A 25,489-nucleotide genomic window follows, 5' to 3' on the forward strand; every position below is an offset into this window, starting at 1 on the left:
GCCGCGCGGGCTGGATTTCGCGCAGCGAAATTCCAGCCCCGCCGGCGTTTGAGGCGCGGGGGTCTGGGGGCGGAGCCCCCAGGGGGTCCGGGGCGGAGCCCCGGGTGGGGGCACCTCCCAGCGGTAGCTGGGGGAGGGCGAAGGGTGGGGCGGGGTGTGGCCCGCGCAGCGGCACCCCCCGCCCGGAGGGTTACAGCAGGGCCAGCTGCAGGCCGCCCGTGGCGGAGAGGTGCTGGCCGGTGAGCCAGCGGGAGTCCGGGGAGGCCAGGAAGGCCACCACGTCCGCGACCTCCTCCGGCGTGCCCACCCGGTTGAACACCGACCGGGACGCGGCATGCGCCCGGGCCGCCGGATCGGCCAGCCAGGCCGCGTTCAGGTCGGTCTCGGTGATGCCGGGGCCCACCGAGTTCACCGTGATCCCGCGCGGCGCGAGCGCGGCGGCCAGGGACACCGTCAGCGCGTTCACCGCGCCCTTGGTCATGATCGTGGCCAGGATCGCCGGGAGGGCGATGTCCGGGGTGCCGGTCACGTTCACGATCCGGCCCCCGTCCGCCAGCCGCTCCAGCCCGTGCTTGATCACGAAGAACGGAGCCCGGGCGCCGAGCGCCTGGACCCGCTCGTAGGTCTCCTCGTCCGTCTCCCCGATGCCCGCGAAGGCCGCCGCCCCGGCGTTGTTCACCAGGACGTCCACCTGCCCGGTGTGCGCGGGGTGGGCCTCGTACGCGGCCCAGAGCGCCTGTGCGTCGCCCGGCACCCCGAGCTCCGCCCCGATGGCGAAGGCCCGGCCCCCGGCCGCCTCGATCGCCGCGACGGTCTCCTTCGCGGCCGCCTCGTTGTGCCCGTAGTGCACCGCGACCAGCGCCCCGTCCCGCGCGAGCCGTTCGGCGACGGCCCTCCCGATGCCCCGGCTGCCGCCCGTGACCAGTGCCGTCTTCCCCTTGAGCACGCCCATGACGCGCCCCCCTCCATGATTCGCTAGCGGTCGCTACAGAAAGGGACCGTACCAGATTCCGTAGCGTCCGCTATAGAATGGAGCCCATGGTGACAGGACAGCGCGGCCGGCCCCGCTCCTTCGACCGGGCCGCCGCCCTCGACAAGGCGATGCTCACCTTCTGGGAGCAGGGGTACGAGACCACGTCCATCGCGGACCTGACCCGCAACCTGGGCATCGGCGCGCCCAGCCTCTACGCCGCCTTCGGCGACAAGCGCAAGCTCTTCGACGAGGTCGTGGTGGTCTACGGCAGCCGGTACGGGGACTTCGCGAGCGTGGCGCTCGCCGAGGAGCCCACCGCCGCCGCGGCCATCGGCCGCATCCTGCGGGAGGCCGCCGAGATCTACACCGACCCCGCCCACCCGCCGGGCTGCATGGTGATCAGCGCGGCCGCCAACACCACCTCGGAGGAGGTGGCCGAGGCCCTGCGCGAGCGCCGCAACGCCAACCTGGAGCTGTTCGAGAGCCGCATCAAGGCCGACATCGCGAGCGGCGAGCTGCCGGCCGGCACGGACGCGCGGGCGCTGGCCCGCTTCGCCGGGGCGGTGCTCCAGGGAATGTCGCAGCAGTCGCGCGACGGGGCGAGCCGGGAGGAGCTGGAGGCCGTCGCGGAGCGGGCGCTGCTGGCCTGGCCGCGATAGGCGAAGCGGAATCCGCGCGGGGAAAGCCGCCGCGGGGAAGCCGGGGGAAGTCGGCGGAGAAGCCGGTGGGAATCCGCACCAGAGGTGATTTCCTCTGGGCCACGGTGCAGGGCGGGACCCTCAACCCACCCGGCACCGTAGCCCGGAGTACTCACGGCCGTAGGGTGTGCGGTGCCCGGCGGCCGTTTGGGAGGTGAACCCGCGCGGTCAGGGCAGAACGCGCGGCCACCTCGATCCGTCCTCCTGTGCGGGGAGGGCGGAAGCATGAAACCCAATTGTGGACTAGACCAATCTGTCCTGTCCATCCAAGTGCGGGGACTACTGACCCGTCACTTCCTCCAACAGTACGCGGAGTCTGCCCTTCCTGGATACTCCTGAGTATTCGTGGTGGGGAAAGTCATCCTCGTACCCGGGGTACGCTCGCAAGGTGCCCTCCATGAACGACCTCGTACGCCAGCACACCGCTCTCGGTGAAACCGACCTGGAGTGGTTGCACCTGCTGGTCTCGGAGTGGCAGCTGCTCTCCGACCTCTCCTTCGCCGACCTCGTGCTCTGGGTCCCCACCCTCGACGGCACCCGCTACGTCTCCGTGGCGCAGATGCGGCCGAACACCGGCCCCACCTCCTACCAGGACGACATGGTCGGCCACCTGGTCCCGCGCGGCCGCCGCCCGCTGCTCGACGCCGCCCTCGACGAGGGCCGCATCGTGCGCGAGGGCGACCCGGAGTGGCGGGAGGAGGTGCCGGTCCGCGTCGAGTCGATCCCCGTCCGCCGCGAGGGGCGCGTCCTCGGCGTGATCGCCCGGAACACCAACCTGCTCACTGTGCGTACACCCAGCCGGCTGGAGCTGACCTACCTCCAGTCCGCCTCCGACCTCGCCCAGATGATCGCCGCGGGCGCCTTCCCCTTCCCGGGGCAGCAGGTCGACATGGACGCCTCCCCGCGCGTCGGCGACGGCCTGATCCGCCTCGACGCCGACGGCGTGGTGACGTACGCGTCCCCGAACGCGCTCTCCGCCTACCACCGCCTCGGCCTCGCCGCCGATCTGGTCGGCCAGCACCTCGGCACCACCACCGCCGAACTCGCCCCCTCCCGGGGCCCGGTGGACGAGGCCCTCGTCAAGCTCGCCAGCGGCTGGGCGCCGCGCGAGACCGAGGTCGAGGGCAACGGCGGCGTCATCCAGCTGCGCGCCATCCCGCTCAAGCCCAAGGGGACCCGCATCGGCTCCCTCGTCCTGTGCCGCGACGTCACCGAACTGCGCCGTCGCGAACGTGAACTGATCACCAAGGACGCCACCATCCGGGAGATCCACCACCGGGTGAAGAACAACCTCCAGACCGTGGCCGCCCTCTTGCGGCTGCAGGGCCGCCGAATGGATTCGCCCCAGGCGCGCGAGGCGCTCAACGAGGCGGTGCGCCGCGTCGGTTCGATCGCGATCGTGCACGAGACCCTGTCCCAGAACCTCGACGAGCGGGTCGAGTTCGACGAGATCGCCGACCGGGTGATCGCGATGGTCGCCGAGATCTCGCCGGGCCGGGTGGAGTGCCGGCGCCTCGGCCGGTTCGGGATCCTGGACGCGGAGGTCGCCACTCCGCTGTCGATGGTGCTGACCGAGATCCTCCAGAACGCCCTGGAGCACGCCTTCACGCACGGGGAGGGCGGCACCGTGGAGGTGTCGGCCAGCCGCTCCGGCAGCGGCCGCAACGACTCCCGGCTGCTGATCACCGTCGTCGACGACGGCTGCGGCCTGCCCGAGGGCTTCGACCCCCAGCGGGCCGGCAACCTCGGGCTGCAGATCGTACGGACCCTCGTGGAGGGCGAGCTCGGCGGCACCTTCGACATGGTCCGGGCGGAGCCGCGCGGCACCCGGGTCGTCCTCGACGTACCCGCCAGCCCGCAGAAGTAGGACGAACGGCCCGTCACCGAGAGTGACGGGTCGTTCGGTCGTACCGCGCCGGCAAAGCACTGAGCCCCGGACCGGGGGTTCCCGGTCCGGGGCTCAAGAGCACGTTGCTGAGCGCTTGTATGGGGTGCTACGCGCTGCGGCTCGAGGCTCGAAAGTCGATGTCAGGCGGTGGCGTTACGCGCCCGATTGCGAGCGGCGCGGCGCTTCATGGCGCGGCGCTCGTCCTCGCTGAGACCGCCCCAGACGCCGGAGTCCTGGCCGGACTCGAGCGCCCACTGCAGGCACTGCTCCATGACGGGGCAACGGCGGCAGACGGCCTTGGCTTCCTCGATCTGCAGCAGCGCAGGACCGGTGTTGCCGATGGGGAAGAAGAGTTCCGGGTCTTCCTCGCGGCAAACGGCGTTGTGACGCCAGTCCATGGCTGCTCCATCTCCTTGTATTGCGGGCAGGTTGCTTGTGAATGTGAACGCTTTCACGAATCCCCCCGTGAGGGAAGGGCCGACGCCCAGTTGCCTGGTGCGGTCCGAAGATTCGTGGTGGGGTTCTGGCGGTCTGTGTGGGTGCCGGGTTCTGCGGGCTGTCCCGATCGCCATGTAGAGATTCGCAAACCTCGGACGGGGATACAACCCCTTCCGGAAAGTTTTTTTGGATTCGTCGGTGTCTACTAGGTCACAGCCCTAGTTCCTGGGGGTGGACTGGCGTGTAAACGTTCGACTGAAAGGACTTTGGGCCCTTCCACTCACACAATCACACGCAGTGCACGGCGTACGCCTGTGAACCGAACGCTGGTGCGCAGTCCGAGGTGATCTCCGTCCATCTGGAATGGGAGCGGAACCTTCGAATGCAAGGTGAAGTCGGTCAGATCGTGCAGAGACACCGCATGCTTGCCGTGCGGGCCGCGCTCAGGAGTCGAGGTCAGGAGCTGTGTCGCGTACCTGGCCACGGCCGGAGTTGACAAACGGTCGAGCGCCAATACGTCAAGTGCGGTATCGAACGACGCCTCCGGAGACGCGTAAAGGGGCTTGTTCCCCAGATACGTCCAGGGCGAGGTGTTGCAGACTATCGACAGCACCAGGTCCGTCACCGGATCCGCGCCGGGCTGCTCCAGCGTGATCGTGCCGTGCCGCCGGTTGGGCTCTTCCCAGAACTGGCGCATCAGCTGCCGCACGTACAGCGCGTGGGTCGAACGCTTGCCGCGCTCGCGCTGCTGCTCGACCCGTCCCACCACGCCCGCGTCGAAACCGAAGCCGGCGCAGAACGTGAACCAGCGCTCCGGCACCGATTCGTCCTCGGTCCCCGGGACGCCGGACGCCAGCCCCAGCCCGACCGTCCGCCGGCGCTTCTCCCGCAGCGCGTCCAGCAGGGCGCCCGTCGCCTCGACCGAGTCGTTCGGCAGCCCGAGCGCGCGGGCGAACACGTTCGTGGAACCGCCCGGGACCACGGCCAGCCCCGGCAGCCGCTCCGGATCGGGGCCCTCGTGCAGCAGTCCGTTGACCACCTCGTTGACGGTGCCGTCGCCGCCGAGCGCCACCACCAGGTCGACGCCCTCCCGCGCGGCCCGGCGCCCGAGGTCGCGCGCGTGCCCCCGGTACTCGGTGGTCACCGCCTCCAGCTTCATCTCGCTGGCCAGGGCGTGGGTCAGGACGTCGCGCGTGCGCGCACTGGTGGTCGTCGCTGCAGGGTTGGCCACGAGAAGAGCACGCATGGTCGCCAGAGTACCCACCCCTCCATATGCGGCCCATACCGGCCGTACCGTCCGGGCCCCGCGGCGCGCGGCTAGGCTGCTGGGGTGAGCAAGAAGCCGACCCCCCAAGCCCCCGCCGCCCCCGAGCCCGCAGCGCTGCCGGGCCGGCTGACCGCCGCCGCCGCGCTGACCGCGCTGGAGGGCCTGGCCCTGGCCGGGCTCGGCGTCTACATGCTGTTCGTCGGCATCGCAGGCGACCCCGACTCCCCGCAGCAGGCCGAGACCGGCGGGATCACCCTGCTCGCCCTGGCCGCGCTCCCGCTGATCGCGGCGCGCGGGCTGCGCCTGGGCCGCCGCTGGAGCCGCGGTCCGGCGCTGATCACCCAGCTGATGGCGCTGCCGGTGGCCTGGACCCTGTGGACCACCGGCGGGGCGATGACCGCCGCCGCCGTGGCCCTGGCCCTGGCGGCGGTGGCCGTCGCCGCGCTGCTGGTGAACCCGACGGCGACCGAGGCCCTGGGCATCGGCCCGGGCGACCAGGCCCGGTAGCCGGGGGCCCGGCCGCGGCCGGGCCCTCCTCCGCTCCTCCTGCCGCTGCCCGGCCTACTCCTCGACGAGGAGCTTCTCCCGGAGCTGGGCCAGGGTGCGGGCCAGCAGCCGGGACACGTGCATCTGCGAGATCCCGACCTCCTGCGCGATCTGCGACTGGGTCATGTTCCCGAAGAAGCGCAGCAGCAGGATCCGCTTCTCCCGCGGCGGCAGTCCCTCCAGCAGCGGTTTGAGGGACTCCCGGTACTCGACGCCCTCCAGCGCCTCGTCCTCCGAGCCGAGGGTGTCCGCGACCGCCGGCGACTCGTCGTCGGTGTCGGGCACGTCCAGGGAGAGCGTGCTGTAGGCATTGGCCGACTCCAGCCCCTCCAGCACCTCCTCCTCGGAGATCCCCAGCCGCTCGGCCAGCTCGTGCACCGTCGGGGACCGGCCGTGCTGCTGGGACAGCTCCGCCGTGGCCGTGGTCAGCGAGAGCCTCAGCTCCTGCAGCCGCCGGGGCACGCGTACCGCCCAGCCCTTGTCGCGGAAGTGCCGCTTGATCTCGCCCACCACGGTGGGTGTGGCGTACGTGGAGAACTCGACCCCGCGGTCGGGGTCGAACCGGTCCACCGACTTGATCAGGCCGATGGTGGCGACCTGGGTCAGGTCGTCGAGCGGCTCGCCGCGGTTGCGGAACCGCCGCGCCAGGTGCTCGACCAGCGGCAGGTGCATCCGCACCAGCCGGTTGCGCAGCTCCGCCCGCTCGGGTGATCCCTCGGGCAGCCCGCGCAGCTCGAAGAACAGGGCCCGCGCGCCGCTGCGGTCCCGCGGATCCGGCACCGCCAGGGGCGCCTCCGGCACCTCCGGGGCCGCTGCCTCCGGGGGCTGTGGTTGGTCGTGCTGGTTCTCGCTCATAGGGCCCGCCCGTCGCTCCGCCGAGTCCAAAAAGCCGTCTTCCGCATCCGCGTCAGCCGGGTGCGGCCGGGCGTGCTGCTGCTCCGGGATGCCGCCGTCGACCTCGTGCCTCACCCGGGGCCGATCCCCGCCCCGCACCGGGATCTCCCCGCCGCTCACGCCGGGCCTGGCCCCGCGCCGCGCTGTTTGTAGAGGCTGATGCTCACTGTTTTGTTGTCCTCGACCGTCGCCTCGACCTTGCCGGCCAGGGCCGACAGGACCGTCCACGCGAACGTGTCGCGCTCCGGCGCCCGCCCGTCCGTGGTCGGGGCGGAGACGGTCACTTCCAGCGAATCGTCGATCAGCCGGAAGACGCAGCTGAGGACGGAGCCCGGCACGGCCTGCTGGAGCAGGATCGCGCAGGCCTCGTCCACCGCGATGCGGAGGTCCTCGATCTCGTCGAGGGTGAAGTCCAAACGTGCCGCGAGACCGGCCGTGGCCGTTCGCAGCACCGACAGGTAGGCACCCGCAGCCGGCAGCCGGACTTCCACGAAGTCCTGGGTCCCGGGCTCGCCTGCGATCTGGGACACCCTCACCTCCAAGGTGGTACGAGCTCTGTTCGCCGGTGACGCTATCGCGATCCGGGCGATCGTGTCGCGGCACCCCTCTTGGCGCCCGCTTGGAGCGACCGGGCCGACCCCGCCACGTGCGGTGACTGATGGTAAGCCCATGAGTACGCACAGTGGCTAGGGGTCTGCGGGCCCAATTCGGGGGAACCGGCGGAGGGTTGACCTACCCCGCTGCCGCCGATCGAACCTTCGCCCCCGCACGGTCGAGGAACGGTCCTCAGACGATGGAGCCGTCGACGAAACACCAGCGCCAGGTTTCGCCCGGTTCGAAGCTCCGCATCACCGGGTGGCCGCTCTCCTGGTGGTGGGCGGTGGCGTGCCGGTGCGGGGAGGAGTCGCAGCACCCCACGAACCCGCAGCCGAGGCACATCCGCAGCTGTACCGGATGACTGCCGAGGGCTTCGCATTCAGGGCAGGTCAACGCATGCGGGACCGGTTCGGGGCGCGGCAGTTCGGCAACGTGGGTGCACTCGCTCATGATGGCCAGGTTACGGCCGGGGTGCGGGCGCGACGACGGTGACGACGGATGGGGATGGATCTTCGATGGAGGTATTGCCGCTGGTGGCGCTGATCGCCGGGAGCGCCGCCGTGGCGGGCGTCGCCCGGCGCACGCCCGTACCGGCTCCGCTGCTGCTGGTCGCCGCGGGCCTGATCGCCGCCTACGTGCCGGGGGTGCCCTCGTACGCCCTCGACCCGCACATCGTGCTGCCGCTGCTGCTCCCGCCGCTGCTGCACACGGCGGCGGTGGACAGCTCGTACCTGGACCTGCGGGCCAACGTGCGGCCGATCGCGCTGCTGTCGGTGGGCTACGTGCTCTTCGCGACGCTCGCCGTCGGTTACGCCGCCTACCTGCTGGTGCCGGGGCTGACGCTGCCCGTGGCGCTGGTGCTGGGGGCGGTCGTCGCGCCGCCGGACGCGGTCGCGGCGACGGCCATCGCGCGGCGGCTGGGGCTGCCGAACCGGATGACGACGATCCTGCAGGGCGAGTCCCTGGTGAACGACGCCACCGCCATCACCGCCTACAAGGTGGCCCTGGCCGCGGCGGTCGGCGTGGGCGCGGGCTGGGCGGGCGGGGTCGCGGAGTTCCTGCTGGCGTCGGTGGGCGGGGTCGGGGTGGGCCTGCTGCTGATGGTCCCCATCCACTGGCTGCGCAAGCGGCTGCGGGAGCCGCTGCTGCAGAACACCCTGTCGCTGCTCATCCCGTTCGTGGCGTACGCGGCGGCGGAGCGGGTGCACGCCTCGGGGGTGCTGGCCGTGGTGGTCGTCGGGCTGTACCTCGGCCACCGCAACTGGCAGGTCGACTTCGCGACGCGGCTCCAGGAGGAGGCCGTGTGGAAGGTGGTCGCCTTCGTGCTGGAGTCGGTGGTCTTCGCGCTGATCGGGCTCCAGCTGCCGGTGGTCCTGAAGGGGCTGGGGGAGTACGAGGGGGTGGTCGCGGCCTGGTACGCCGTCGCGGTGTTCCTCGCGGTGGTGGCGGCGCGGTTCGTGTGGGTGTTCCCGGCGACCTTCGTGCCGCGGTGGGTGTCCGAGCGGATCCGGCACCGGGAGCCGGAGACGGACTGGAAGTCCCCGGTGATCGTGGGATGGGCCGGGATGCGCGGTGTCGTCTCGCTGGCGATCGCGTTCTCGGTGCCGATGGAGGTGCCGCACCGCAACCTGATCCTGTTCCTCACCTTCACGACCGTCATCGGCACGCTGGTCGTCCAGGGTCTGACCCTGCCGCCCCTGATCAGGGTGCTGAAGCTGCCGCCGCGGGACGTGCAGGCGGAGACCCTCGCGGAGGCGCAGGCGCAGAGCGAGGCCTCGCGGGCGGCGGAGGAGCGGCTGACGGAGCTGCTGGAGCGGCCGGAGAACAGCACCATGCCGCCGCCGCTGGCGGACCGGCTGCGGACGGTCCTGGAACGGCGCCGCAACGCGGTGTGGGAGCGGCTGGGCGAGGTCAACCCGGTGACGGGGGAGTCGGCGGACGACGTCTACCGGCGGCTGGCCCGGGAGATGATCGAGGCCGAACGGGAGGTCTTCGTCTCCCTCCGCGACCGCCGCCGCATCGACGACGAGATGCTGCGCGCGCTGCTGCGCCGCCTGGACCTGGAGGAGGCCGCGGCCTACCGCGAGGAGTCGGGCTGACCCCTGCCCTGGCCGGCCCCGGTCGGCCTGATCCAGCCTCGCCCGGGGGTACCTCCCAGCGGTAACTGGGGGAGTTCGAGGCGCGGGTCCGGGCGGCGCCCGGGGAACGGGCGAAGGGAGGGTAGGGGGCTTGCCCCGCGCAGCGGTCCGCGGGCGGGTCTACGGCCGGCCCGTGATGACGGCAGTCACGGTCGTGCCCCGGGGGAAGGAGCCGGACGCCGTCAGGGCGTGCAGGGCCCAGAGGAGCTTGGCGACGTAGATCCGCTCCACCGGGAGCCCGTGCCGGGACTCGAAGTCGGCGGCGAAGGCGTCGAGGGCGGGCGGGACGCGGGCGTAGCCGCCGTGGTCGAAGCCCTCCGCCAGGGTCCAGTCGCCGGCCGGGCCGCCGAAGGCCGCCGTCTGGAGGGAACGTATCTCCGCGCCCAGGAAGCCCCCGGCCAGGACCGGTACGCCCAGCGCCCGCTGGCCGGGGGCGAGTCCGGCCGCGAGTCCGGCCAGGGTGCCGCCCGTACCGCAGGCCACCGCCACCACGTCGGACGCCCCGCGCAGCTCGCGGCCGAGTTCCGCGCAGCCGGTGAGGGCGAGGGCGTTGCTGCCGCCCTCGGGGACCAGGTACGCGCCCGCGGCGCCGGCGGCGGCCAGCAGGCGGTCCCGGGTGTCGTAGTCGGCCTTGCGGCGGTACTCGGAGCGGGTGGCGAAGTGCAGCCGCATGCCGTCGGCGGCGCAGCGGGCCAGGGAGTCGTTGAGGGGGCGCCCGGCCAGCTCGTCGCCCCGGACGATGCCGACCGTCTCCAGGCCGAGCAGCCGGCCGGCGGCCGCGGTGGCCCGGAGGTGGTTGGAGTAGGCGCCGCCGAAGGTGGCGAGCCGGCCGTGGCCCGCTTCCAGTGCTGCCCGGAGGTTCGGCGCGAGCTTGCGCCACTTGTTGCCGGGCAGCTCCGGGTGGACCAGGTCGTCCCGCTTGAGCAGGAGCCGTACCCCGTGCGCGGCGAAGCGTTCGTCGGCCGCCTCGACGAGGGGGGACGGCGGGCGGGGGCGCAGTTCGGGGTGGGTCACCCGCCCATTGTCGGGGCAGGAGCGGGGTGGGGCCGGGACGGTGTCCCGGGCGGGGCCGGTCGGGCTGCGGTCACTTGAGGCGGTCGGCCACGCGGTCGCGCAGCCAGTCCATGGTGAATCCCCTGGGGTCGATCTTGCCGGGCTGCCATTCGCGGTGGCCGATGACCGAGCGGGCGCCCCAGCCGTGGACCCGGCAGACGGCGGCGGCCGCGCGGGCGATGGCGTCGAGCTGGGCGGGGGGCCAGGGGTCCTCGCCGTCGCCGAGGTTCTCGCACTCGAAGCCGTAGAAGTACCGGTTGCCGTCGGTGTCGGCGTGGTGGTCCGGCGGCAGCCGCTTCTCGGCGATCACGGCCGCCAGGACGTCGGAGTCGCCGGCGCCTGCGTGGTTGGTGCGGCCGTAGCCGACGAGGTGGACCCGGCCGTCCTTGGCGATGACGCCGTGGCAGAGGGGGCCGGGCAGGGCGGAGTCGCCGTCGCGGCAGAGCTCCACGGTGTACGCGGTGCCGTGCGTGACGGTGTGGTGGATCATCACCCCGTGCACCGGCCCCCAGGGGCCCTTGTGGTTGCGGTTGCGGGTGCGCCAGGCACCGACCTCGACGACGGTCAGGCCTTCGGCGCGCAGCGCCTGGATGAAGCGGTCAGCGGACATGGGTGCGGACATGGCCGCCTCCTTTCACCGTGTGTGTTCGTCCGGTTACTTAACGGTGTAGTGGAGGCGGCCCTTCCGGGGCTAGGGCGTCTTTCGGCCAGTCGGCGCGCCGGGGCCGGCCGTCACGCCGAGGCCAGCCACAGGTCCGGGCCGAAGACCTCGTAGTGGATCTCGGAGGCCGGGACGCCCTTGGCGATCAGCTGGGCGCGCACCGACCGCATGAAGGGGAGCGGCCCGCACAGGTACGCCTTGGTGCCGGGGGCGACCGGGACCGTGGTGAGGTCGACGAGGCCGGTGGAGTCGCCGGCCTCGGCCCCGGCCTCGTACCAGAAGCGGGCCGTGGCGTCGGCGAGCTTGTGGGTCAGGGCGCGGTGGTCCGCGCGCAGGGCGTGGTCGGCGGGGCTGCGGTCGGCGTGCACCACGGCGACCCGGCCGGTGTGCCCGGTTTCGGCCAGGTGCTCCAGCATCGACAGCATCGGGGTGCAGCCGATGCCCGCCGAGGCGAGCAGTACGGGCGAGTCCGGGTCCTGGAGCACCAGGTCCCCGTACGGGGCGGAGACGCGCAGGGTGTCACCGGTGCGGACCCGGGCGTGGAGGTGGTGGGAGACCTCGCCGTCGGGGCCGCCGCCCGCGGCCGGGCCGTGAACCCGCTTGACGGTGATCGCGCGGACGGGGGAGCCGGGGGAGCCGGAGAGGCTGTACTGGCGGATCTGGCGGGCGCCGTCGGGGAGTTCGACCTGGACCGAGACGTACTGGCCGGGCTTGGCGCCGGGGGCGGGGGCGCCGTCGGCGGGGACCAGGTGGAAGGTGGCGCAGTCGGCCGTCTCCTCGACCCGCGCGGCCACCGTCCACTCCCGCCACACGTCTCCGGCGAGGACCTGCTGCTCGGCGTAGAGCCGCTCCTCGATGGCGATCAGCGCGTTCGCCATCAGCCAGTAGACCTCGTCCCAGGCCTCGGCGACCTCGGGCGTGACGGCCTCGCCGAGAACCTCGGCTATGGCCTCGAAGAGGTGCCGGCGGACGACCGGGTACTGCTCGCGGGTGACGCCGAGGGAGGCGTGCTTGTGGGCGATGCGGTTCAGCATCACGTCGGGACGGGTGTCCGGGTGGTCCACGAGGTGGGTCGCGAAGGCGGCGATCGAGCCGGCGAGGGCCTGCTTCTGGAGGCCGGCGTTCTGGTTGCCACGGTTGAACAGGTCCCGGAGCAGGGCCGGATGGGCCGCGAAGAGCTTCGCGTAGAACAGCTCCGTGATGTCCGTGATGGCGGCCCCGACGGCGGGCAGGGTGGCGCGTACGGTCGCGGTCGACTTCTCCGACAGCATGGCGGCTCCTCGCTTAATTGGTATTGCAGATTCGTATTAAAGGGCTCGGGGCGGCCCGCCGCCATACGGAGATCCGTTCGAAGGCGGGCCGGGGGGTGTGTCAATCGGCCACTCGGCCGCCGGCGCTCGAAATGCCCAGCAGCAGGGGCCCCGTGGGGGCCGCCACCAGCTCGTTCACCGTGAGCGGGTCCAGTGCGGCGAAGAACGCCTCCTGGGCCCTGCGCAGTGCGCCGCGCAGGACGCAGGCCCCGCGCAGCGGGCACGGGGTGGCGCCGTCGCAGTCCACGACGTCGCCCGCGCCCTCCAGCTCGCGCACCACCCCGCCCACCGACGCGGTGCGCCCGGCGGCGGTGAGCGCGAGCCCGCCGCCGCGGCCGCGCCGGGCCTCGACCAGTCCGAGATGCTGCAGCCTGGCGACCACCTTGGCGGTGTGGGTGTACGGGACCTCCATGGTCGCCGCCACCTCGCGGGTGGTGGGGAGGTCCGTGTCCTCGACGGCCAGGCGCATGAGCACGCGCAGCGCCAGGTCCGTGAATCGCGTCAGCCGCATGACCCCAGCGTAGAAAACTGGCATCGCAGATACAAATTAAGAGCGGCCGGGCGTGCGAGATGGCCGAAACGGGTGAGGTCCCGGGGAGGAAATGTGAAGCAGTTGAACCTTTGAGCATGCCCCGGCCCGGCGGTGCCAGTCCCACCCGTTTGTGTAGTGGTCCGGCCACGCAGCGCGCTGGAAGGCTTCCGTCCCGCACACCACGCAGTGATCGGAAGGAAATACATGTCGGTCCAGGCAGGTTCCGAAGCCGAATCCCGGACACCGCAGAGCAGTCTCGGGACCGCGGCCGCGCGGAACTTGGCAACCACGACCAAGTCCGCGCCGCAGATGCAGGAGATCACCTCCCGGTGGCTGCTCAGGACCCTCCCGTGGGTCCCGGTCCAGGGTGGCGTCTACCGGGTCAACCGCCGGCTCAGCCACACCGTCGGCAACGGCGTCGTCGAGTTCGTCAAGACCGGCTCCCGGGTCCAGGTCATCCCGGCCGAGCTGGGCGAGCTGCCGCTGCTGCGCGACTACGAGGACACGGAGGTCCTCACCGAACTCGCCGGCCGCTGCCGCCAGGTCGACTTCGAGGCCGGACAGGAGCTCACCTCCTTCGGCAGCCCCTCCGACCAGGTCTTCCTGCTCGCCCACGGCCGCGTCGAACAGATCGGCCCCAGCCCCTACGGCGAGGACGCCGTCCTGCGGACCGTCGCCGACGGCGCCTACTTCGGCGAGGCCTCCCTCACCGACGGGGCGGCCATCTGGGAGTACACCGCCCGCGCGGCCACCCCCGGCACCGCCCTCGTGCTGTCCCGCCAGGACTTCCTGCTCCTCGCCGACCGGGCCGACTCGCTGCGGGCGCACGTGGACCGCGTACGCACCCGGCCGGAGCGGCGCACCAACCCCTACGGCGAGGCCGCGATCGAGCTCTCCGCCGGCCACGTCGGCGAGGCCGCCCTCCCGCGCGCCTTCGCCGACTACGAACCCCGCCCGCGCGAGTACGAACTCTCCCTTGCACAAACGGTCCTGCGCGTCCACACCCGCGTCGCCGACCTTTACAACCACCCGATGAACCAGACCGAGCAGCAGCTGCGGCTCACGGTCGAGGCGCTGCGCGAGCGCCAGGAGCACGAGATGCTCAACAACCCGGAGTTCGGCCTGCTCCACAACGCCGACTACGACCAGCGCATCCAGCCCCACGACGGCGCGCCCACCCCGGACGACTTCGACGCCCTGCTCGCCATGCGGCGCGACTCCAAGCTGTTCCTCGCGCACCCCGAGGCCATCGCCGCCTTCGGCCGCGAGTGCAACAGGCGCGGGCTCTACCCGGAGACGGCCGACGTCGCCGGAACCCGGGTGACGGCCTGGCGGGGCGTGCCGATCTTCCCGTCCACCAAGATCCCGATCACCGCGGCCCGTACGACCTCCATCCTGTGCATGCGCACCGGTGAGGAGGAGCAGGGCGTCATCGGCCTCCACCAGCCCGGCATCCCCGACGAGATCGAGCCGAGCACGTCCGTGCGCTTCATGGGGATCGACGACCAGGCGATCATCTCCTACCTGGTCACCGCCTACTTCTCCGCCGCCGTCCTGGTGCCGGACGCGCTCGGCGTCCTGGAGAACGTCGAGATCGGCCGCTGGGACCGGTGACCGCCGACACCGCCGGCACCGTCGTCACGGGCGAGGGGCAGGAAGCGACGGCCCTGCTGGAAGCAGCGAGAGAAACGGTCGACCCGGAACTGCGCCGGGCCGTCGAGGGCCTGCCCGCGGCGATGCGCCGGGTGGCGATGTACCACTTCGGCTGGGAACGCGAGGACGGCGCCCCCGCCGCGGGAGGAGCGGGCAAGGCCATCAGGCCCGCGCTCGTGCTCGCCTCGGCGCAGGCCCTGGGTGCGCCCGCGGAGGCCGTCCGGGGCGCCGTACGGGCTGCGGCGGCCGTGGAGCTCGCGCACAACTTCACGCTGCTGCACGACGACATCATCGACCGGGACGTCCGCCGCCGCGGGCGGCCCACCGCCTGGACCGTCTTCGGGACCCCGCACGCGATCCTCGCGGGCGACGCCATGATGGCGCTCGCGCTGCGGCTGCTCGCCGAGGACCCGCACCCGGCCTCGGCACGGGCCTCGGCCCGGCTCGCGGCCTGCGTGGTCGAGCTGTGCGAGGGGCAGCAGGCGGACTGCGCCTTCGAGGAGCGCGCGCACGTCTCGCTGGACGAGTGCCTGACCATGGCGGCGGCCAAGACCGGGGCCCTCCTGGGCTGCGCGTGCGCGCTGGGCGCGCTGTACGCGGGGGCCGGGCCGGAGGAGGTCGAGGCCATGGACGCCTTCGGGCGGGAGGCGGGGCTGGCCTTCCAGCTGATCGACGACCTGATCGGCATCTGGGGCGATCCCGGGCACACCGGCAAGCCCGCCGGGGCCGACCTGATCGCCCGCAAGAAGTCCCTCCCGGTCGTGGCCGCACTGACCTCGGGCACGGAGGCCGGGGAGGAACTGGCGCTCCTGTACGCGGGCCCGCTGAAGGAGGACGAGGTGTCCCGCGCCGCCCGGGCGGTGGAGCGGGCCGGCGGCCGCGACTGGGCGCAGGCCCATGCCGCCGACCGGATGGGCCGGGCGGTGCAGGAGCTGTCCCGGGCGGTGCCCGACCTCGCGGCGGCGGGCGGGCTGCTGGCGCTCGCGGAGTTCGTGACGCGGCGCACCAGGTAACGGCCGGCCGGCTCGGTCCGGTGCCGCGGAGCGGTCTGTTCCGGCGCTGCGGGGCGCCGGAACAGGCCTTTTCGCGGGTGGGCGGCAGCGGGCGCACGGGGCAACTCTAGGATCACTCGCGGTAGTTGACCTGTGAGTGAAGGGTGTGACCCGTGGTGCTGGAGATACGTCAGGCGGATCAGTCGGACCGGGACGCGGTCGCGCGCCTGCTGGACGAGGCCTTCCGCGAGGACCCCGTGAGCAGCTGGGTCTTCCCGGACCCGGAGCACCGGGCCGCCGTGCACGGCAGGTTCCTCGGGGTCTTCGTGGACGTCGCGCTGGCCGAGGGCCGGATCGACTACGCGGCGGACGGCTCGGCGGCGGCGCTGTGGCTGCGGATCCCGGCGGGGGAGCCGGAGGGCGAGGACGAGATCCCGGCGAAGATGCGGGCGGTCGCCGACCCGGACAACGAGCGGTGCGAGCTGGTCGGCCGGCTCACCGGGGAGGTGCACCCCACCTCCGAGGAGCACGAGTACCTGCTGATGATCGCGGTCGCGCCCGGCCGGCAGGGCGAGGGGCTGGGCACCGAGCTGATGCGGCCGGTGCTGGAGCGCTGCGACCGGGAGGGGACCCCGGCCTACCTGGAGGCGAGCAGCGAGCGCAGCAAGGGGTTGTACGAGCGGCTGGGGTGGGAGTTCACCGGTGAGGCGGTGCGCCTGCCGGACGGGCCGCTGATGTGGCCGATGTGGCGCAAGCCGAGGGGCTGAACGCGCACCCCCGGAAACGGGGGTTGGCAAAGTACTTCAAGTGAAGTACTTTCATTGACGTGCCCCGGAGCGGCGGCACCCCCGAACGGAAGAGAATCGCTTGCGCAAGCTCACGTACTTCATCGCCACCACCGTCGACGGCTTCATCGGAGCCCCGGACGGCGATGCCGATTTCATCTACAGCTACGTCGACCCGGAGTTCATCGGCCTCCTGACGGCCGAGTACCCGGAGACGATCTCCGCCGCCGGACGCAAGCAGCTCGGCATCGAGGACGCCGCGCCCAAGCGCTTCGACGCGGTGATCATGGGCCGCAACACCTACGAGCCCGGCCTCAAGGCAGGCCTGACCAGCCCCTACGGCCACATGCGCGAGCAGTACGTCGTCTCCCGCAGCCTCACCACCGCGCCGGACCCCGGGGTCCGGCTCATCAGCGGCGACCTCGCCGCCCGCGTGCGGGAGATGAAGGCGCAGGACGGGCTCGGCATCTGGCTGTGCGGCGGAGCCGACCTCGCGGCCCAGCTGGCGGACGAGATCGACGAGTACATCGTCAAGACCTACCCCGTCGTCGTCGGGACCGGCATGCCGATGTCCCGCGCCGGGTTCGGCGTGCGCCCCCTGGAGCTGACCGGGTGCACCGCCCTCGGCGGCGGCCAGGTCGTCACCTCGTACGACGTCAAGCGCTGACCGGCCGCGCCACAACGCACGAAACCGGCCTACCGTGGAGGTATGGCCGGTGAACAGCAGCAGCACGAGCGCGGGACGGTCGCCCCGCGGGCCGGACACGAGCAGCGGACGTGTCCGGCCTGCGGGCGTGCCGTGGAGACGGTGCTCCGACGGCGCAAGTCCCTGGGGATCTTCGTCCCCGAGTGGAGTCCGGGTCCCTGCCGGAACCCGGACTGCGCCCTCTACGTACCTGTGGGGTAGCCCCTAGTTCTTGGCGTCCAGGCCCGAGGCGACCAGGCCGTTGGCCCACAGCTGGTTGACGCGCGTCCGCTCGGCGCTGTTCGGGGTGGCGTTCGTGCACGAGGTGCCCGGGCCGCCGCCCGACATCAGCTCGCTGCACGGACCCGAGTAGTGGTCCGGCAGGCCCAGCACGTGACCGGTCTCGTGCGCCGTCACGCGGGTGGAGTTGTACTGCTGGTTCTGCCGGTAGTCCAGGAAGATGTAACCCCGGCCGTGGCCGTCCGTGCTCGCGTACGAGCCGCGGGAGTCGTTGCCCTCGCGGTACGAGAAGTTCCCGCCCGAGGACACCTCCTGGAGCTTCACGTTGGTGACCGAGCTGTTCCAGATGCGGGTGGAGCTGGCTATCTGGGTACGGAAGCTCGGCGCGTTGCGGGTGTTGTAGGTGACGGTGACGGCCAGCGCGCCCGGGTTCGCGGCCCGCTGCTCGGCGACCGAACGCTTCACGGCCTCGAAGAAGGCCCGGGTGGCGGCCTCGTTCTCCGACGAACGCTCGTACGCGGCGTAGCTCGCCGGGCTGCCGGCGGGGCCGGCGGTCGCGGCCCCGGCCGTGGGGACGACACCGCCGATGGCGGCGGCGACACCGAGGCCGACGGCGGCGGCGGACAGCATGTTCCTGCGGGAGTGGCGCATGTGGGGGGCTCCTACTCGGCTGGTGCAGTGGGGGGTGGATGGGTCATCCGGTACCGGAGTCTGCGGGAGCCGATGGGGCCTGGGGATGATGTCAGAGCCCGATAGCGCGGAGCTATCGGGCGGGTTTCGGCAAGGTTCACCTTGGTCAACTGGCGTGAGAATGGCGGGATTCGGGGGGCTATCGGCGGCTGGTGCGGTACGCGGGGCCCGCCTACCCTCGGGTCATGGAGCTCGAGGTGAGGCACCTGCGCGCACTGTGCGCCATCGAGGACGCCGGCAGTCTGCACAAGGCCGCCCGGCAACTCGGCGTGAGCCAGCCCTCCCTGACGACGCAACTGCGCCGGATCGAACGGGCCCTGGACGGCGAGCTGTTCCTGCGCGAGCGGACCGGTTGCCGGCCCACCCCCTTCGGGCGCACGGTGCTGGGACGGGCGCGGCCGCTGCTCGCGGACATGGCCGCACTGGTCGCCGAGGCGCGCGCGGCGGCGAACGGACCCCGGCTGCGCATCGGTTCGACCGCGAGCCGGGCCCTGCCGGGCTGGCTGCGGCGGCTGCACCGGCGCGCTCCGGAGACGGAGACCTCGCTGGTGGTCGACGTCTCGGCGAACGCGCTGCTGCGGATGGCGGCAGGCGGGCAGCTGGACGTGGCGTTCGTGCACGAGGTGGAGGGCAGCCCGCTGCGGGTGCCGGACGGGCTGGAACTGCGGGTGCTGATGGAACGTGAGCCGCAGTTCGTGTCCATGTGCCGGGACCATCCCGCCGCGCGGTCGCCGGTGGTGGCGTTAGAGGACCTGGCCGGGGACCGCTGGACGGTGGACCCCTCGGTCGACGGTGAGTGGGACGGCCTGCGACGGGTCTTCGCGGGCGCGGGCGTCGACCCGCCGGTCCTGCACGCCGACTACCACACGGCGGCCTCGCTGATCGTCTCCGGCGAGGCGGTGGCGCCGTGCCAGCCGACGTCCGGGCCGCGGGACGACATGGCCATCCGGCCGCTGTCGGGGGACCCGCTGGCGGTGCGGCTGCTTCTCGCGACGCGGCCGGGGGAGCACGCCGAGGTCTTCGACGACCTCCGCGACGCCTACCGCGAAGCCGCCCTCCGCACCCCGCCGTACCGAGCCTGGCTCCGCCGCAGCGGAAGCCCGTTGCTGGCGGCGTAACCCCTGCCCTTGCCCTGGCCGGGCGGTTTGAGGTGCGGGGCGTTGCCCCTGCCCCGGCCGGGCCGGACCCAGGCGCCCCTGGCCGGGCGCGTCCGCCGCCTGCGGGCCGTGTGCCGCTGCGCGGGGCCTGCCCCTCCCCGCCCTTCACCCGTTCTCGCCTCAGACGCCGGCGCGGCTGGAAGGAGCCCGGGGCTCCGCCCCGGACCGCGCATGGCGGGGGCCGGTGATCGGGTGCGCGTCACTGCACGGCGCTACCGCGCCCGCGCCTCAAGCGCCGGCGGGGCTGAAGTGCGCTGCGCGCACTCCGACCCCGGCCGGCAAGTTTCAGCCTCGCCGGCGTTTGAGGCGCGGGGGTCTGGGGGCGGAGCCCCCAGGAAGGGGTCCGGGCGCAGCCCGGGGAACGGTGGAAGTGGGGGTCCCCCCGGACGGAGTCTGGGGGAGGGTAGGGGACCCAGCCCCGCGCAGCGGCACCCGCCGCCACCCCGGCCCGGCCCGCCGGCCCGGCCGCGACGGCCGGACGGCGCCCGGCGGAATGCCGGGGAGGCCCACCGGGGCGGCGTGCGCGGCAAGGCGGCTTGACTTCGGGGTGCCGCGATATATCGTGTCTACAGAAGACGCGATATGTTGCGTGCGTCAGCCTGAAGAAGGAGCAGCACATGCCAGAGCAGATGACGTGGTCCGTCGCCGCACCGCAGAAGCTCACCTTCGAGCAGCCGGTCCACGACCTCCGCGTACGCGTCGTCGGCGGCACCGTCAACGTGGTCGCCTCCGAGGAGGGCCCGGCCCGGCTGGAGGTCGCCGAGGTCGACGGGCCGCCGCTGCACGTGGTCCAGGACGGCGGCACCCTCACGCTGTCCTACGAGGACCTCCCCTGGAACGGCTCCCAGGGCTTCCGGAAGTGGATCGAGGGCAAGCCGTGGAAGGCCTGGACCGGCTCCTCCCCGGACGGCCGCAAGGCCTGGGAGCGCAGCGTCACCGTGACGCTGACCGTCCCCGCCGGCACCCGCGTCCAGCTGGCCACCGTCAGCGCCGCCGCCTTCGTGTCCGGCATCTCCGGCGGCACCGAGGTCAACGGGGTCTCGGGCGACGCGACGCTGGTCGGGCTCTCCGGGCGGGTGGAGGCGCGGACGGTGTCCGGCGGTGTCGAGGCGCAGTCCGTCGCCGGTGAGTTCGGCTTCCACTCGGTCTCCGGCGGCCTGACGGTGGTCGACGGCGCGGCCGGCAGCGTACGGGCCGACTCGGTCAGCGGCGACATGCTCATCGACCTCGTCCCCGACCCGGACGCCGCCAAGCCGGTGGACGTCTTCCTCAACTCCGTGTCCGGCGAGGTGGCCATCCGCCTCCCGCACCCCGCCGACGCCAAGGTCGAGGCCAACACCGCCACCGGCAGCGTCTCCAACGGCTTCGCGGACCTCCGGGTCACCGGCCAGTTCGGCGCCAAGCGGATCACCGGCACCCTCGGCGCCGGCACCGGCACCCTGCGCGCCACCACCGTCTCCGGGGCGATCGCCCTGCTGAGCCGCCCGCAGGAAGCCGCGGCCGCTCCCCTCCAGCTCGACAAGAAGGTGCTCTGACATGCCGCCCGTCTTCGCCCACGGCCGCCTCCGCCTCTACCTCCTCAAGCTGCTGGACGAGGCGCCCCGCCACGGGTACGAGGTGATCCGGCTGCTGGAGGAGCGATTCCAGGGGCTGTACGCGCCCTCGGCGGGCACCGTGTACCCGCGGCTGGCCAAGCTGGAGGCCGAGGGGCTGGTCACGTACGCCACCGAGGGCGGGCGCAAGGTGTACTCCATCACCGAGGCGGGCCGCGCCGAGCTGGCGGACCGGGTCGGGGAGCTGGCGGACCTGGAGGTGGAGATCCGGGACTCCGTCTCCGAGCTGGCCGCCGAGATCCGGGACGACGTGCGCGGCGCCGCCGGCGACCTGCGCCGCGAGATGCGGGCCGCGGCCTCCGCGACGGCGACGCAGGTCGAGGACGAGAACTGGAAGGTGGCCAAGGAGGAGTTCCGCAAGGCGAAGCAGGAGTGGAAGGAGCAGGCCCGCCGGGCGAAGGACGAGAGCCGCCGGGCCCGCGAGGAGGCCCAGCAGGCCCGCCGCCAGGCGAAGGAGGCCCAGGAGCGGGCCCGCGAGGAGGTGCAGCGGATCGCCGCGCAGCTCCAGGAGCAGTTCGCCAAGTCCGGCGGGGTCCTGGGCAGCCTGGCCGGGGCCTGGCTGGGGAACGGCCACACCGCCCCCGCCCCCGAGTGGTCGGCGGCTCCCGGACCCGCGGGCTCGGGCTGGGCCGAGGACCTGACGCCGACCGCGGAACCGGCGCGGGACCTGGACCGGCTGCTGGACCGCTTCCGAGACGACGTCCGCGACGCGGCCCGCGACCACGGCGTGACCCCGGCGCAGCTCGCCGAGGCCCGCGCCCACCTGGCGGCCGCCGCAGCCCGCATCGCGGCGGGCCTGAAGGCCTAGGCGGCGAGGCCGGTCTCCACCGTGGAGTAGGTGACTCCGTGGTCCGCGAGGACCTCGGAGACCGGGCCGGGGCGGGAGATCAGGGCCAGGAGCAGGTGGAGGGCGCCGATGTGGCGGTCCTTGCGGCCCAGGGCGACGCGCAGGGACTGCTCCAGGGTCTTCTTCGCGCCCTGGGTGAAGCGGATGTGCCGGTTCTCGGGTTCGGGGCGGCCGAGGACCTCGCGGAGCGAGGCCGCGACGCCCCGCCTGCGGGGTGCGGGGGCCGCGAGGGCGCCCGCGCCGTGGGTCTCCTCGATCCGGGAGACGATCTCCGAGAGGTCGATGCCGAGGCCCGCGAGCGCCTCCTCGTCCGCCCTGGACATCCCGCCCCGGCGGCGGGCCTCCGCGAGGCCGGCGGCGACGGCGGTGCCGTCCACGCCCAGCGGGCGCAGCGCGCCGCCGTCCAGCAGGGAGAGGAGCAGGTGCTCCTCGGTGACCGCCCCGGCTCCGGCCGCCCTGGCCTGGGCCACGGCACCCGTCACCGCGTCCCGCGCGTCCCGGGTGAAGCGTTCGAACATCACAGCCTCCCGTGCTTCTTGTGTACGGCCTGCCGGCTGACGCCCAGTTCGGACGCGATCTCCTGCCAGGACCAGCCCTGCGCGCGGGCGCTGCGCACCTGTACGGCCTCCAGCTGCTCCAGCAGCCTGCGGAGGGCGGCCACGGCACGCAGGCCCACGCGCGGGTCCCGGTCGCCGGCGCGTGCGGCGAGGTCGGTCGCTTCGGTCATGTCTGTCAATGTAGGTTGACGCGGGAGGGTCGTCAACCCTGATTGACAGGACTCAGGTCGTGAGGACGATCTTGCCGAAGAGGTCTCCCGATTCGAGCTTCTCGAAGCCCTCGCGGGCGCGGTCCAGCGGCAGGACCTGGTCGATGACCGGGCGGATGCCGGTGGCCGCGCAGAAGGACAGCAGGTCCTCCAGCTCGTCCTTGGTGCCCATGGTCGAGCCGACCACCTTCAGCTCCAGGAAGAAGATCCGGTGCAGCTCGCCCGCCGGCGGGGTGCCGCCGCTGGTCGCGCCCGAGATCACCAGGGTGCCGCCGGGGCGCAGGCTCTTGACCGAGTGCGACCAGGTGGCGGCGCCCACCGTCTCGATCACCGCGTCCACCCGGTGGGGGAGCCGCGCACCCGGCTCGTACGCCTCCACCGCGCCCAGCTCCACGGCCCGCTTGCGCTTGGCCTCGTCGCGGCTGGTGGCGAAGACGCGCAGGCCGGCGGCCTTGCCCAGGACGATCGCGGCGGTGGCGACCCCGCCGCCCGCGCCCTGGACGAGCACGGAGTCCCCGGGGCGGACCCCGGCGTTGGTGAAGAGCATGCGGTACGCGGTCAGCCAGGCCGTGGGGAGGCAGGCGGCCTCCTTGAAGGACAGCTCGGCGGGCTTGCGCAGCACGTTCCAGGCGGGGACGGTCACCTGCTCGGCGAAGGTGCCCTGGTAGCGCTCGGTGAGGATCGAGCGGGGCTCGTCGGGGCCGACCCCGTGGCCGCTCTGGCCGATCACGGAGTGCAGGACGACCTCGTTGCCGTCCTGGTCGGTCCCGGCGGCGTCACAGCCGAGGATCATGGGCAGTTTGTCCTCGCCGAGGCCGACCCCGCGCAGCGACCACAGGTCGTGGTGGTTGAGGGAGGCGGCCTTGACGTTGACGGTCACCCAGCCGGGGCGGGCCCCGGGAGCCGGGCGCTCGCCCAGCTCAAGGCCGTTCAGCGGCTGGTCTCGGTCGATTCGGGCGGCATAGGCAGCGAACATGGCGCCAGACGCTACCGGTCGGTAGGCCGTCCTGGCCAGGGGTGAGCGCTCGCGCACCGTCCGGAGCGGAAGTGCTGGTTCTATGCTCAACTACCAGGCGTACCAGGCGGTTTGTGCCTTGCATAGGACTAACCGGAACGTCAAGAAGACTCCTGGAGAGGGGTAGGATTCAAGCCATGCGGCGCGCTCGTCATGAGCCTGTCACTCCCGTCGCATTCTCGCTTTGCGTTCCCGCGTTCTCTCGCGCGCCCGGCAACGAGGGCGGAACGACCCCTCCCGGTTCGGGGGCGGGGAGGGTGCGTTCCTGCGGCGGACGACGCGCACGCGAAGAGGCCCGGCCGGATAGATCCGGCCGGGCCCCACTCGTGGCACTGTGACTCAGCGTGGCGCTCAGGCCAGGCGGGCCACCCCGTCGGCCTTCGCGGCGGCGGCGACCGCGGCCGTGACGGCCTCGGCGACGCGCTCGTCGAACGGCGAGGGGATCACGTAGTCGGCGGCGAGCTCGTCACCCACGACGCCGGCGATGGCGTCGGCGGCGGCGATCTTCATGCCCTCGGTGATCCGGGTCGCGCGGACCTTCAGGGCACCGGCGAAGATGCCCGGGAACGCCAGCACGTTGTTGATCTGGTTCGGGAAGTCCGAACGGCCGGTCGCCACGACGGCCGCGTACTTGTGCGCGACGTCGGGGTGGACCTCCGGGTTCGGGTTGGCCATGGCGAAGACGAAGGAGTTCTCCGCCATCGTGGCCACGGCCTCCTCGCCCACGGTGCCGCCGGAGACGCCGATGAAGACGTCCGCGCCCGCGAGGGCCTCCTCCAGCGTGCCGTTCAGGCCCGTCTTGTTGGTCAGGCCCGCGATCTCCGCCTTGACGTCCGTCAGGTCGGAGCGCTCCGAGGAGACCACGCCCTTGCGGTCGGTGACGCAGACGTCGCCGATGCCCGCGTCGACCAGGATCTTGGCGATGGCGATGCCCGCCGCACCGGCGCCCGCGATCACGGCGCGCAGGTCGCCGAGGGTGCGGCCGGTGAGCTTCGCCGCGTTGCGCAGGGCGGCCAGCGTCACGATGGCCGTGCCATGCTGGTCGTCGTGGAAGATCGGGATGTCCAGCGCCTCCTGGAGGCGGCGCTCGATCTCGAAGCAGCGGGGGGCGGAGATGTCCTCCAGGTTCACCCCGCCGAAGGACGGCGCCAGACGGATGACCGTCTCGACGATCTCGTCCGTGTCCTTGGTGGCGAGCGCGATCGGAACCGCGTCCACGCCGCCGAACTGCTTGAAAAGAATCGCCTTGCCCTCCATCACGGGGAGGGAGGCCTCGGGACCGATGTCACCGAGTCCGAGCACGGCCGTACCGTCGGTGACGACGGCGACCACGTTCGACTTCCAGGTGTACTCGTTCACGAGCTCCGGCTGCTCGGCGATGGCGGTGCACACCTTCGCCACGCCGGGGGTGTACGCCAGGGACAGGTCGTCCTTGTCGTTCACCGGCACCGTGGCCTGAATGGCCATCTTGCCGCCCCGGTGCAGCGCGAACACCGCATCGGGGTTGTTGTCCGTCGCACTGTCGCTGCGAGGGTTGACGATCTCCGCTGCCACTTCGTGTGACCCCTTAAGTCCTTGAATCGTTGAGGGTGGCCACTCCTGGTTAAGGGGTGGGCGGGCACCGCGTTCGTACTCCGCATCGACGGTTGGACCGCCTCCGCGGAGGGGAGGTTCGTACGCGCGGGCGCGCCGCACGCGCGCCCTGAGCCCCGGATGAGGGGTGTAAGGATCTGTTCTACCCGAAGAACACTCGCCCAGACGAGTCGATTCCGGACTGATCGTAGGGTCCTTGCCCCGGTTTTGGCTAAAAGTCCAAATCTCTCTGTCCAGCAAGCGAGACGCACCGTAAATAGTGAGGTGAAAACGGCAGGTCACGGGGGTTTGTGCGGCTCCGATGGGCCTTGCCCGCAGTCCTGTTGGGTAGTCGGGGGCGCCCGTTATCTGATTTTGACCTCGCGGGCACCCTGAATGCGTCAGTCCGAATGGCAAGATGCCGTAATCACACAAGGTCGCGGCACTCGATGGTGCGTGCCCGTCCTTCTCTCGGATGC

27 protein-coding genes are annotated in these 25,489 nt (G+C 72.5%); 12 read left to right on the forward strand and 15 right to left on the reverse strand.

What is annotated here, in order from left to right; translation table 11 throughout:
* Positions 1-190: 190 nt before the first annotated feature.
* Positions 191-952, reverse strand: coding sequence for an SDR family oxidoreductase (locus tag AC07A6_RS29185; RefSeq protein ID WP_362467956.1), 762 nt, complete (start codon positions 950-952; stop codon positions 191-193).
* Between the two features lie 86 nt (positions 953-1,038).
* Here AC07A6_RS29185 and AC07A6_RS29190 point away from each other — a divergent pair, with 86 nt between their 5' ends.
* Together AC07A6_RS29190 and AC07A6_RS29195 are read left to right on the forward strand one after the other, a co-directional pair.
* Positions 1,039-1,632, forward strand: a complete 594-nt coding sequence (locus AC07A6_RS29190; protein ID WP_362467958.1) for a TetR/AcrR family transcriptional regulator — start codon at positions 1,039-1,041, stop codon at positions 1,630-1,632.
* Positions 1,633-2,068: 436 nt separating this feature from the next.
* Entirely contained in the window at positions 2,069-3,538 is a 1,470-nt protein-coding gene (locus AC07A6_RS29195) for a sensor histidine kinase (protein WP_362467960.1), read from the forward strand.
* A gap of 161 nt (positions 3,539-3,699) precedes the next feature.
* Here AC07A6_RS29195 and AC07A6_RS29200 read toward each other — a convergent pair whose 3' ends face one another.
* Together AC07A6_RS29200 and AC07A6_RS29205 are read right to left on the reverse strand one after the other, a co-directional pair.
* Complete coding sequence (locus AC07A6_RS29200) at positions 3,700-3,957, reverse strand: WhiB family transcriptional regulator (RefSeq protein ID WP_004937597.1); 258 nt, start codon at positions 3,955-3,957, stop codon at positions 3,700-3,702.
* A 320-nt stretch (positions 3,958-4,277) separates the two neighbouring features.
* Positions 4,278-5,243 (reverse strand): diacylglycerol/lipid kinase family protein, encoded by a 966-nt coding sequence (locus AC07A6_RS29205; RefSeq protein WP_362467963.1) that lies wholly within the window; start codon positions 5,241-5,243, stop codon positions 4,278-4,280.
* A gap of 84 nt (positions 5,244-5,327) precedes the next feature.
* Between AC07A6_RS29205 and AC07A6_RS29210 the strand changes: the two genes are divergently transcribed.
* Positions 5,328-5,771: a hypothetical protein gene (locus tag AC07A6_RS29210; RefSeq protein WP_362467965.1), complete on the forward strand. Its 444-nt coding sequence runs from the start codon at positions 5,328-5,330 to the stop codon at positions 5,769-5,771.
* 54 nt (positions 5,772-5,825) lie between these two features.
* On the opposite strand, the gene AC07A6_RS29215 is transcribed toward AC07A6_RS29210, so the two are convergent.
* From AC07A6_RS29215 to AC07A6_RS29225, 3 genes are all read right to left on the reverse strand, one after another.
* On the reverse strand, positions 5,826-6,803 hold the full coding sequence (locus AC07A6_RS29215; RefSeq protein WP_386274246.1) for an RNA polymerase sigma factor SigF: 978 nt from the start codon (positions 6,801-6,803) through the stop codon (positions 5,826-5,828).
* Positions 6,804-6,820: 17 nt separating this feature from the next.
* Complete coding sequence (locus AC07A6_RS29220) at positions 6,821-7,234, reverse strand: ATP-binding protein (RefSeq protein ID WP_007266463.1); 414 nt, start codon at positions 7,232-7,234, stop codon at positions 6,821-6,823.
* Between the two features lie 256 nt (positions 7,235-7,490).
* Positions 7,491-7,751, reverse strand: coding sequence for a UBP-type zinc finger domain-containing protein (locus AC07A6_RS29225; RefSeq protein WP_478779137.1), 261 nt, complete (start codon positions 7,749-7,751; stop codon positions 7,491-7,493).
* Positions 7,752-7,816: 65 nt separating this feature from the next.
* Here AC07A6_RS29225 and AC07A6_RS29230 point away from each other — a divergent pair, with 65 nt between their 5' ends.
* Positions 7,817-9,400 carry a Na+/H+ antiporter gene (locus AC07A6_RS29230; RefSeq protein ID WP_362467970.1) on the forward strand — a complete coding sequence of 528 codons (1,584 nt, stop codon included), beginning with the start codon at positions 7,817-7,819 and terminating at the stop codon, positions 9,398-9,400.
* Positions 9,401-9,559: 159 nt separating this feature from the next.
* Here AC07A6_RS29230 and AC07A6_RS29235 read toward each other — a convergent pair whose 3' ends face one another.
* The 4 genes from AC07A6_RS29235 to AC07A6_RS29250 all read right to left on the reverse strand — a co-directional run bounded on the left by AC07A6_RS29235 (position 9,560) and on the right by AC07A6_RS29250 (position 12,974).
* Positions 9,560-10,453, reverse strand: coding sequence for a 1-aminocyclopropane-1-carboxylate deaminase/D-cysteine desulfhydrase (locus AC07A6_RS29235; protein ID WP_478779138.1), 894 nt, complete (start codon positions 10,451-10,453; stop codon positions 9,560-9,562).
* Between the two features lie 70 nt (positions 10,454-10,523).
* Positions 10,524-11,114 carry an N-acetylmuramoyl-L-alanine amidase gene (locus AC07A6_RS29240; RefSeq protein WP_362467974.1) on the reverse strand — a complete coding sequence of 197 codons (591 nt, stop codon included), beginning with the start codon at positions 11,112-11,114 and terminating at the stop codon, positions 10,524-10,526.
* A gap of 110 nt (positions 11,115-11,224) precedes the next feature.
* Complete coding sequence (locus AC07A6_RS29245) at positions 11,225-12,424, reverse strand: globin domain-containing protein (RefSeq protein WP_478779139.1); 1,200 nt, start codon at positions 12,422-12,424, stop codon at positions 11,225-11,227.
* A 100-nt stretch (positions 12,425-12,524) separates the two neighbouring features.
* Positions 12,525-12,974, reverse strand: a complete 450-nt coding sequence (locus AC07A6_RS29250) for an RrF2 family transcriptional regulator (RefSeq protein WP_362467978.1) — start codon at positions 12,972-12,974, stop codon at positions 12,525-12,527.
* 225 nt (positions 12,975-13,199) lie between these two features.
* On the opposite strand from AC07A6_RS29250, the gene AC07A6_RS29255 reads away from it, so the two are divergent.
* The 5 genes from AC07A6_RS29255 (at position 13,200) to AC07A6_RS29275 (ending at position 17,332) form a co-directional block, all read left to right on the forward strand.
* Entirely contained in the window at positions 13,200-14,609 is a 1,410-nt protein-coding gene (locus tag AC07A6_RS29255; protein WP_478779140.1) for a family 2B encapsulin nanocompartment shell protein, read from the forward strand.
* Positions 14,597-15,661 carry a family 2 encapsulin nanocompartment cargo protein polyprenyl transferase gene (locus AC07A6_RS29260; protein WP_478779162.1) on the forward strand — a complete coding sequence of 355 codons (1,065 nt, stop codon included), beginning with the start codon at positions 14,597-14,599 and terminating at the stop codon, positions 15,659-15,661. The genes AC07A6_RS29255 and AC07A6_RS29260 overlap by 13 nt, the downstream gene beginning before the upstream one ends.
* Before the next feature lie 152 nt (positions 15,662-15,813).
* Complete coding sequence (locus AC07A6_RS29265; RefSeq protein WP_478779141.1) at positions 15,814-16,407, forward strand: GNAT family N-acetyltransferase; 594 nt, start codon at positions 15,814-15,816, stop codon at positions 16,405-16,407.
* A gap of 100 nt (positions 16,408-16,507) precedes the next feature.
* Positions 16,508-17,092, forward strand: a complete 585-nt coding sequence (locus tag AC07A6_RS29270) for a dihydrofolate reductase family protein (protein ID WP_478779142.1) — start codon at positions 16,508-16,510, stop codon at positions 17,090-17,092.
* A gap of 42 nt (positions 17,093-17,134) precedes the next feature.
* Complete coding sequence (locus tag AC07A6_RS29275) at positions 17,135-17,332, forward strand: hypothetical protein (RefSeq protein WP_362467986.1); 198 nt, start codon at positions 17,135-17,137, stop codon at positions 17,330-17,332.
* Between the two features lie 3 nt (positions 17,333-17,335).
* Here AC07A6_RS29275 and snpA read toward each other — a convergent pair whose 3' ends face one another.
* The gene (gene snpA, locus AC07A6_RS29280) at positions 17,336-18,001 is read right to left on the reverse strand and encodes a snapalysin (RefSeq protein WP_362467988.1); all 666 of its coding nucleotides are present in this window, start codon (positions 17,999-18,001) and stop codon (positions 17,336-17,338) included.
* 224 nt (positions 18,002-18,225) lie between these two features.
* Between snpA and AC07A6_RS29285 the strand changes: the two genes are divergently transcribed.
* From AC07A6_RS29285 to AC07A6_RS29295, 3 genes are all read left to right on the forward strand, one after another.
* Positions 18,226-19,158, forward strand: a complete 933-nt coding sequence (locus AC07A6_RS29285) for a LysR family transcriptional regulator (RefSeq protein ID WP_362467990.1) — start codon at positions 18,226-18,228, stop codon at positions 19,156-19,158.
* Positions 19,159-19,814: 656 nt separating this feature from the next.
* Positions 19,815-20,732: a DUF4097 family beta strand repeat-containing protein gene (locus AC07A6_RS29290; RefSeq protein ID WP_362467992.1), complete on the forward strand. Its 918-nt coding sequence runs from the start codon at positions 19,815-19,817 to the stop codon at positions 20,730-20,732.
* 1 nt (position 20,733) lies between these two features.
* Entirely contained in the window at positions 20,734-21,618 is an 885-nt protein-coding gene (locus tag AC07A6_RS29295) for a PadR family transcriptional regulator (protein ID WP_362467994.1), read from the forward strand.
* Here the strand turns inward: AC07A6_RS29295 and AC07A6_RS29300 are convergent.
* From AC07A6_RS29300 to AC07A6_RS29315, 4 genes are all read right to left on the reverse strand, one after another.
* Complete coding sequence (locus tag AC07A6_RS29300) at positions 21,615-22,175, reverse strand: Clp protease N-terminal domain-containing protein (protein ID WP_478779143.1); 561 nt, start codon at positions 22,173-22,175, stop codon at positions 21,615-21,617. The genes AC07A6_RS29295 and AC07A6_RS29300 overlap by 4 nt on opposite strands.
* A complete protein-coding gene (locus tag AC07A6_RS29305) occupies positions 22,175-22,384 on the reverse strand; it encodes an RNA polymerase sigma factor sigma-70 region 4 domain-containing protein (protein ID WP_362467998.1) in 210 nt (69 codons plus the stop codon). Before AC07A6_RS29305 ends, AC07A6_RS29300 begins: the two co-directional genes overlap by 1 nt.
* A gap of 52 nt (positions 22,385-22,436) precedes the next feature.
* Positions 22,437-23,399 carry a zinc-binding dehydrogenase gene (locus tag AC07A6_RS29310; RefSeq protein ID WP_478779144.1) on the reverse strand — a complete coding sequence of 321 codons (963 nt, stop codon included), beginning with the start codon at positions 23,397-23,399 and terminating at the stop codon, positions 22,437-22,439.
* A 390-nt stretch (positions 23,400-23,789) separates the two neighbouring features.
* Positions 23,790-24,992, reverse strand: coding sequence for an NAD(P)-dependent malic enzyme (locus AC07A6_RS29315; protein WP_386273776.1), 1,203 nt, complete (start codon positions 24,990-24,992; stop codon positions 23,790-23,792).
* Positions 24,993-25,489 lie beyond the last annotated feature (497 nt).

The sequence above is a fragment of the Streptomyces sp. NPDC044002 genome (assembly GCF_056434525.1).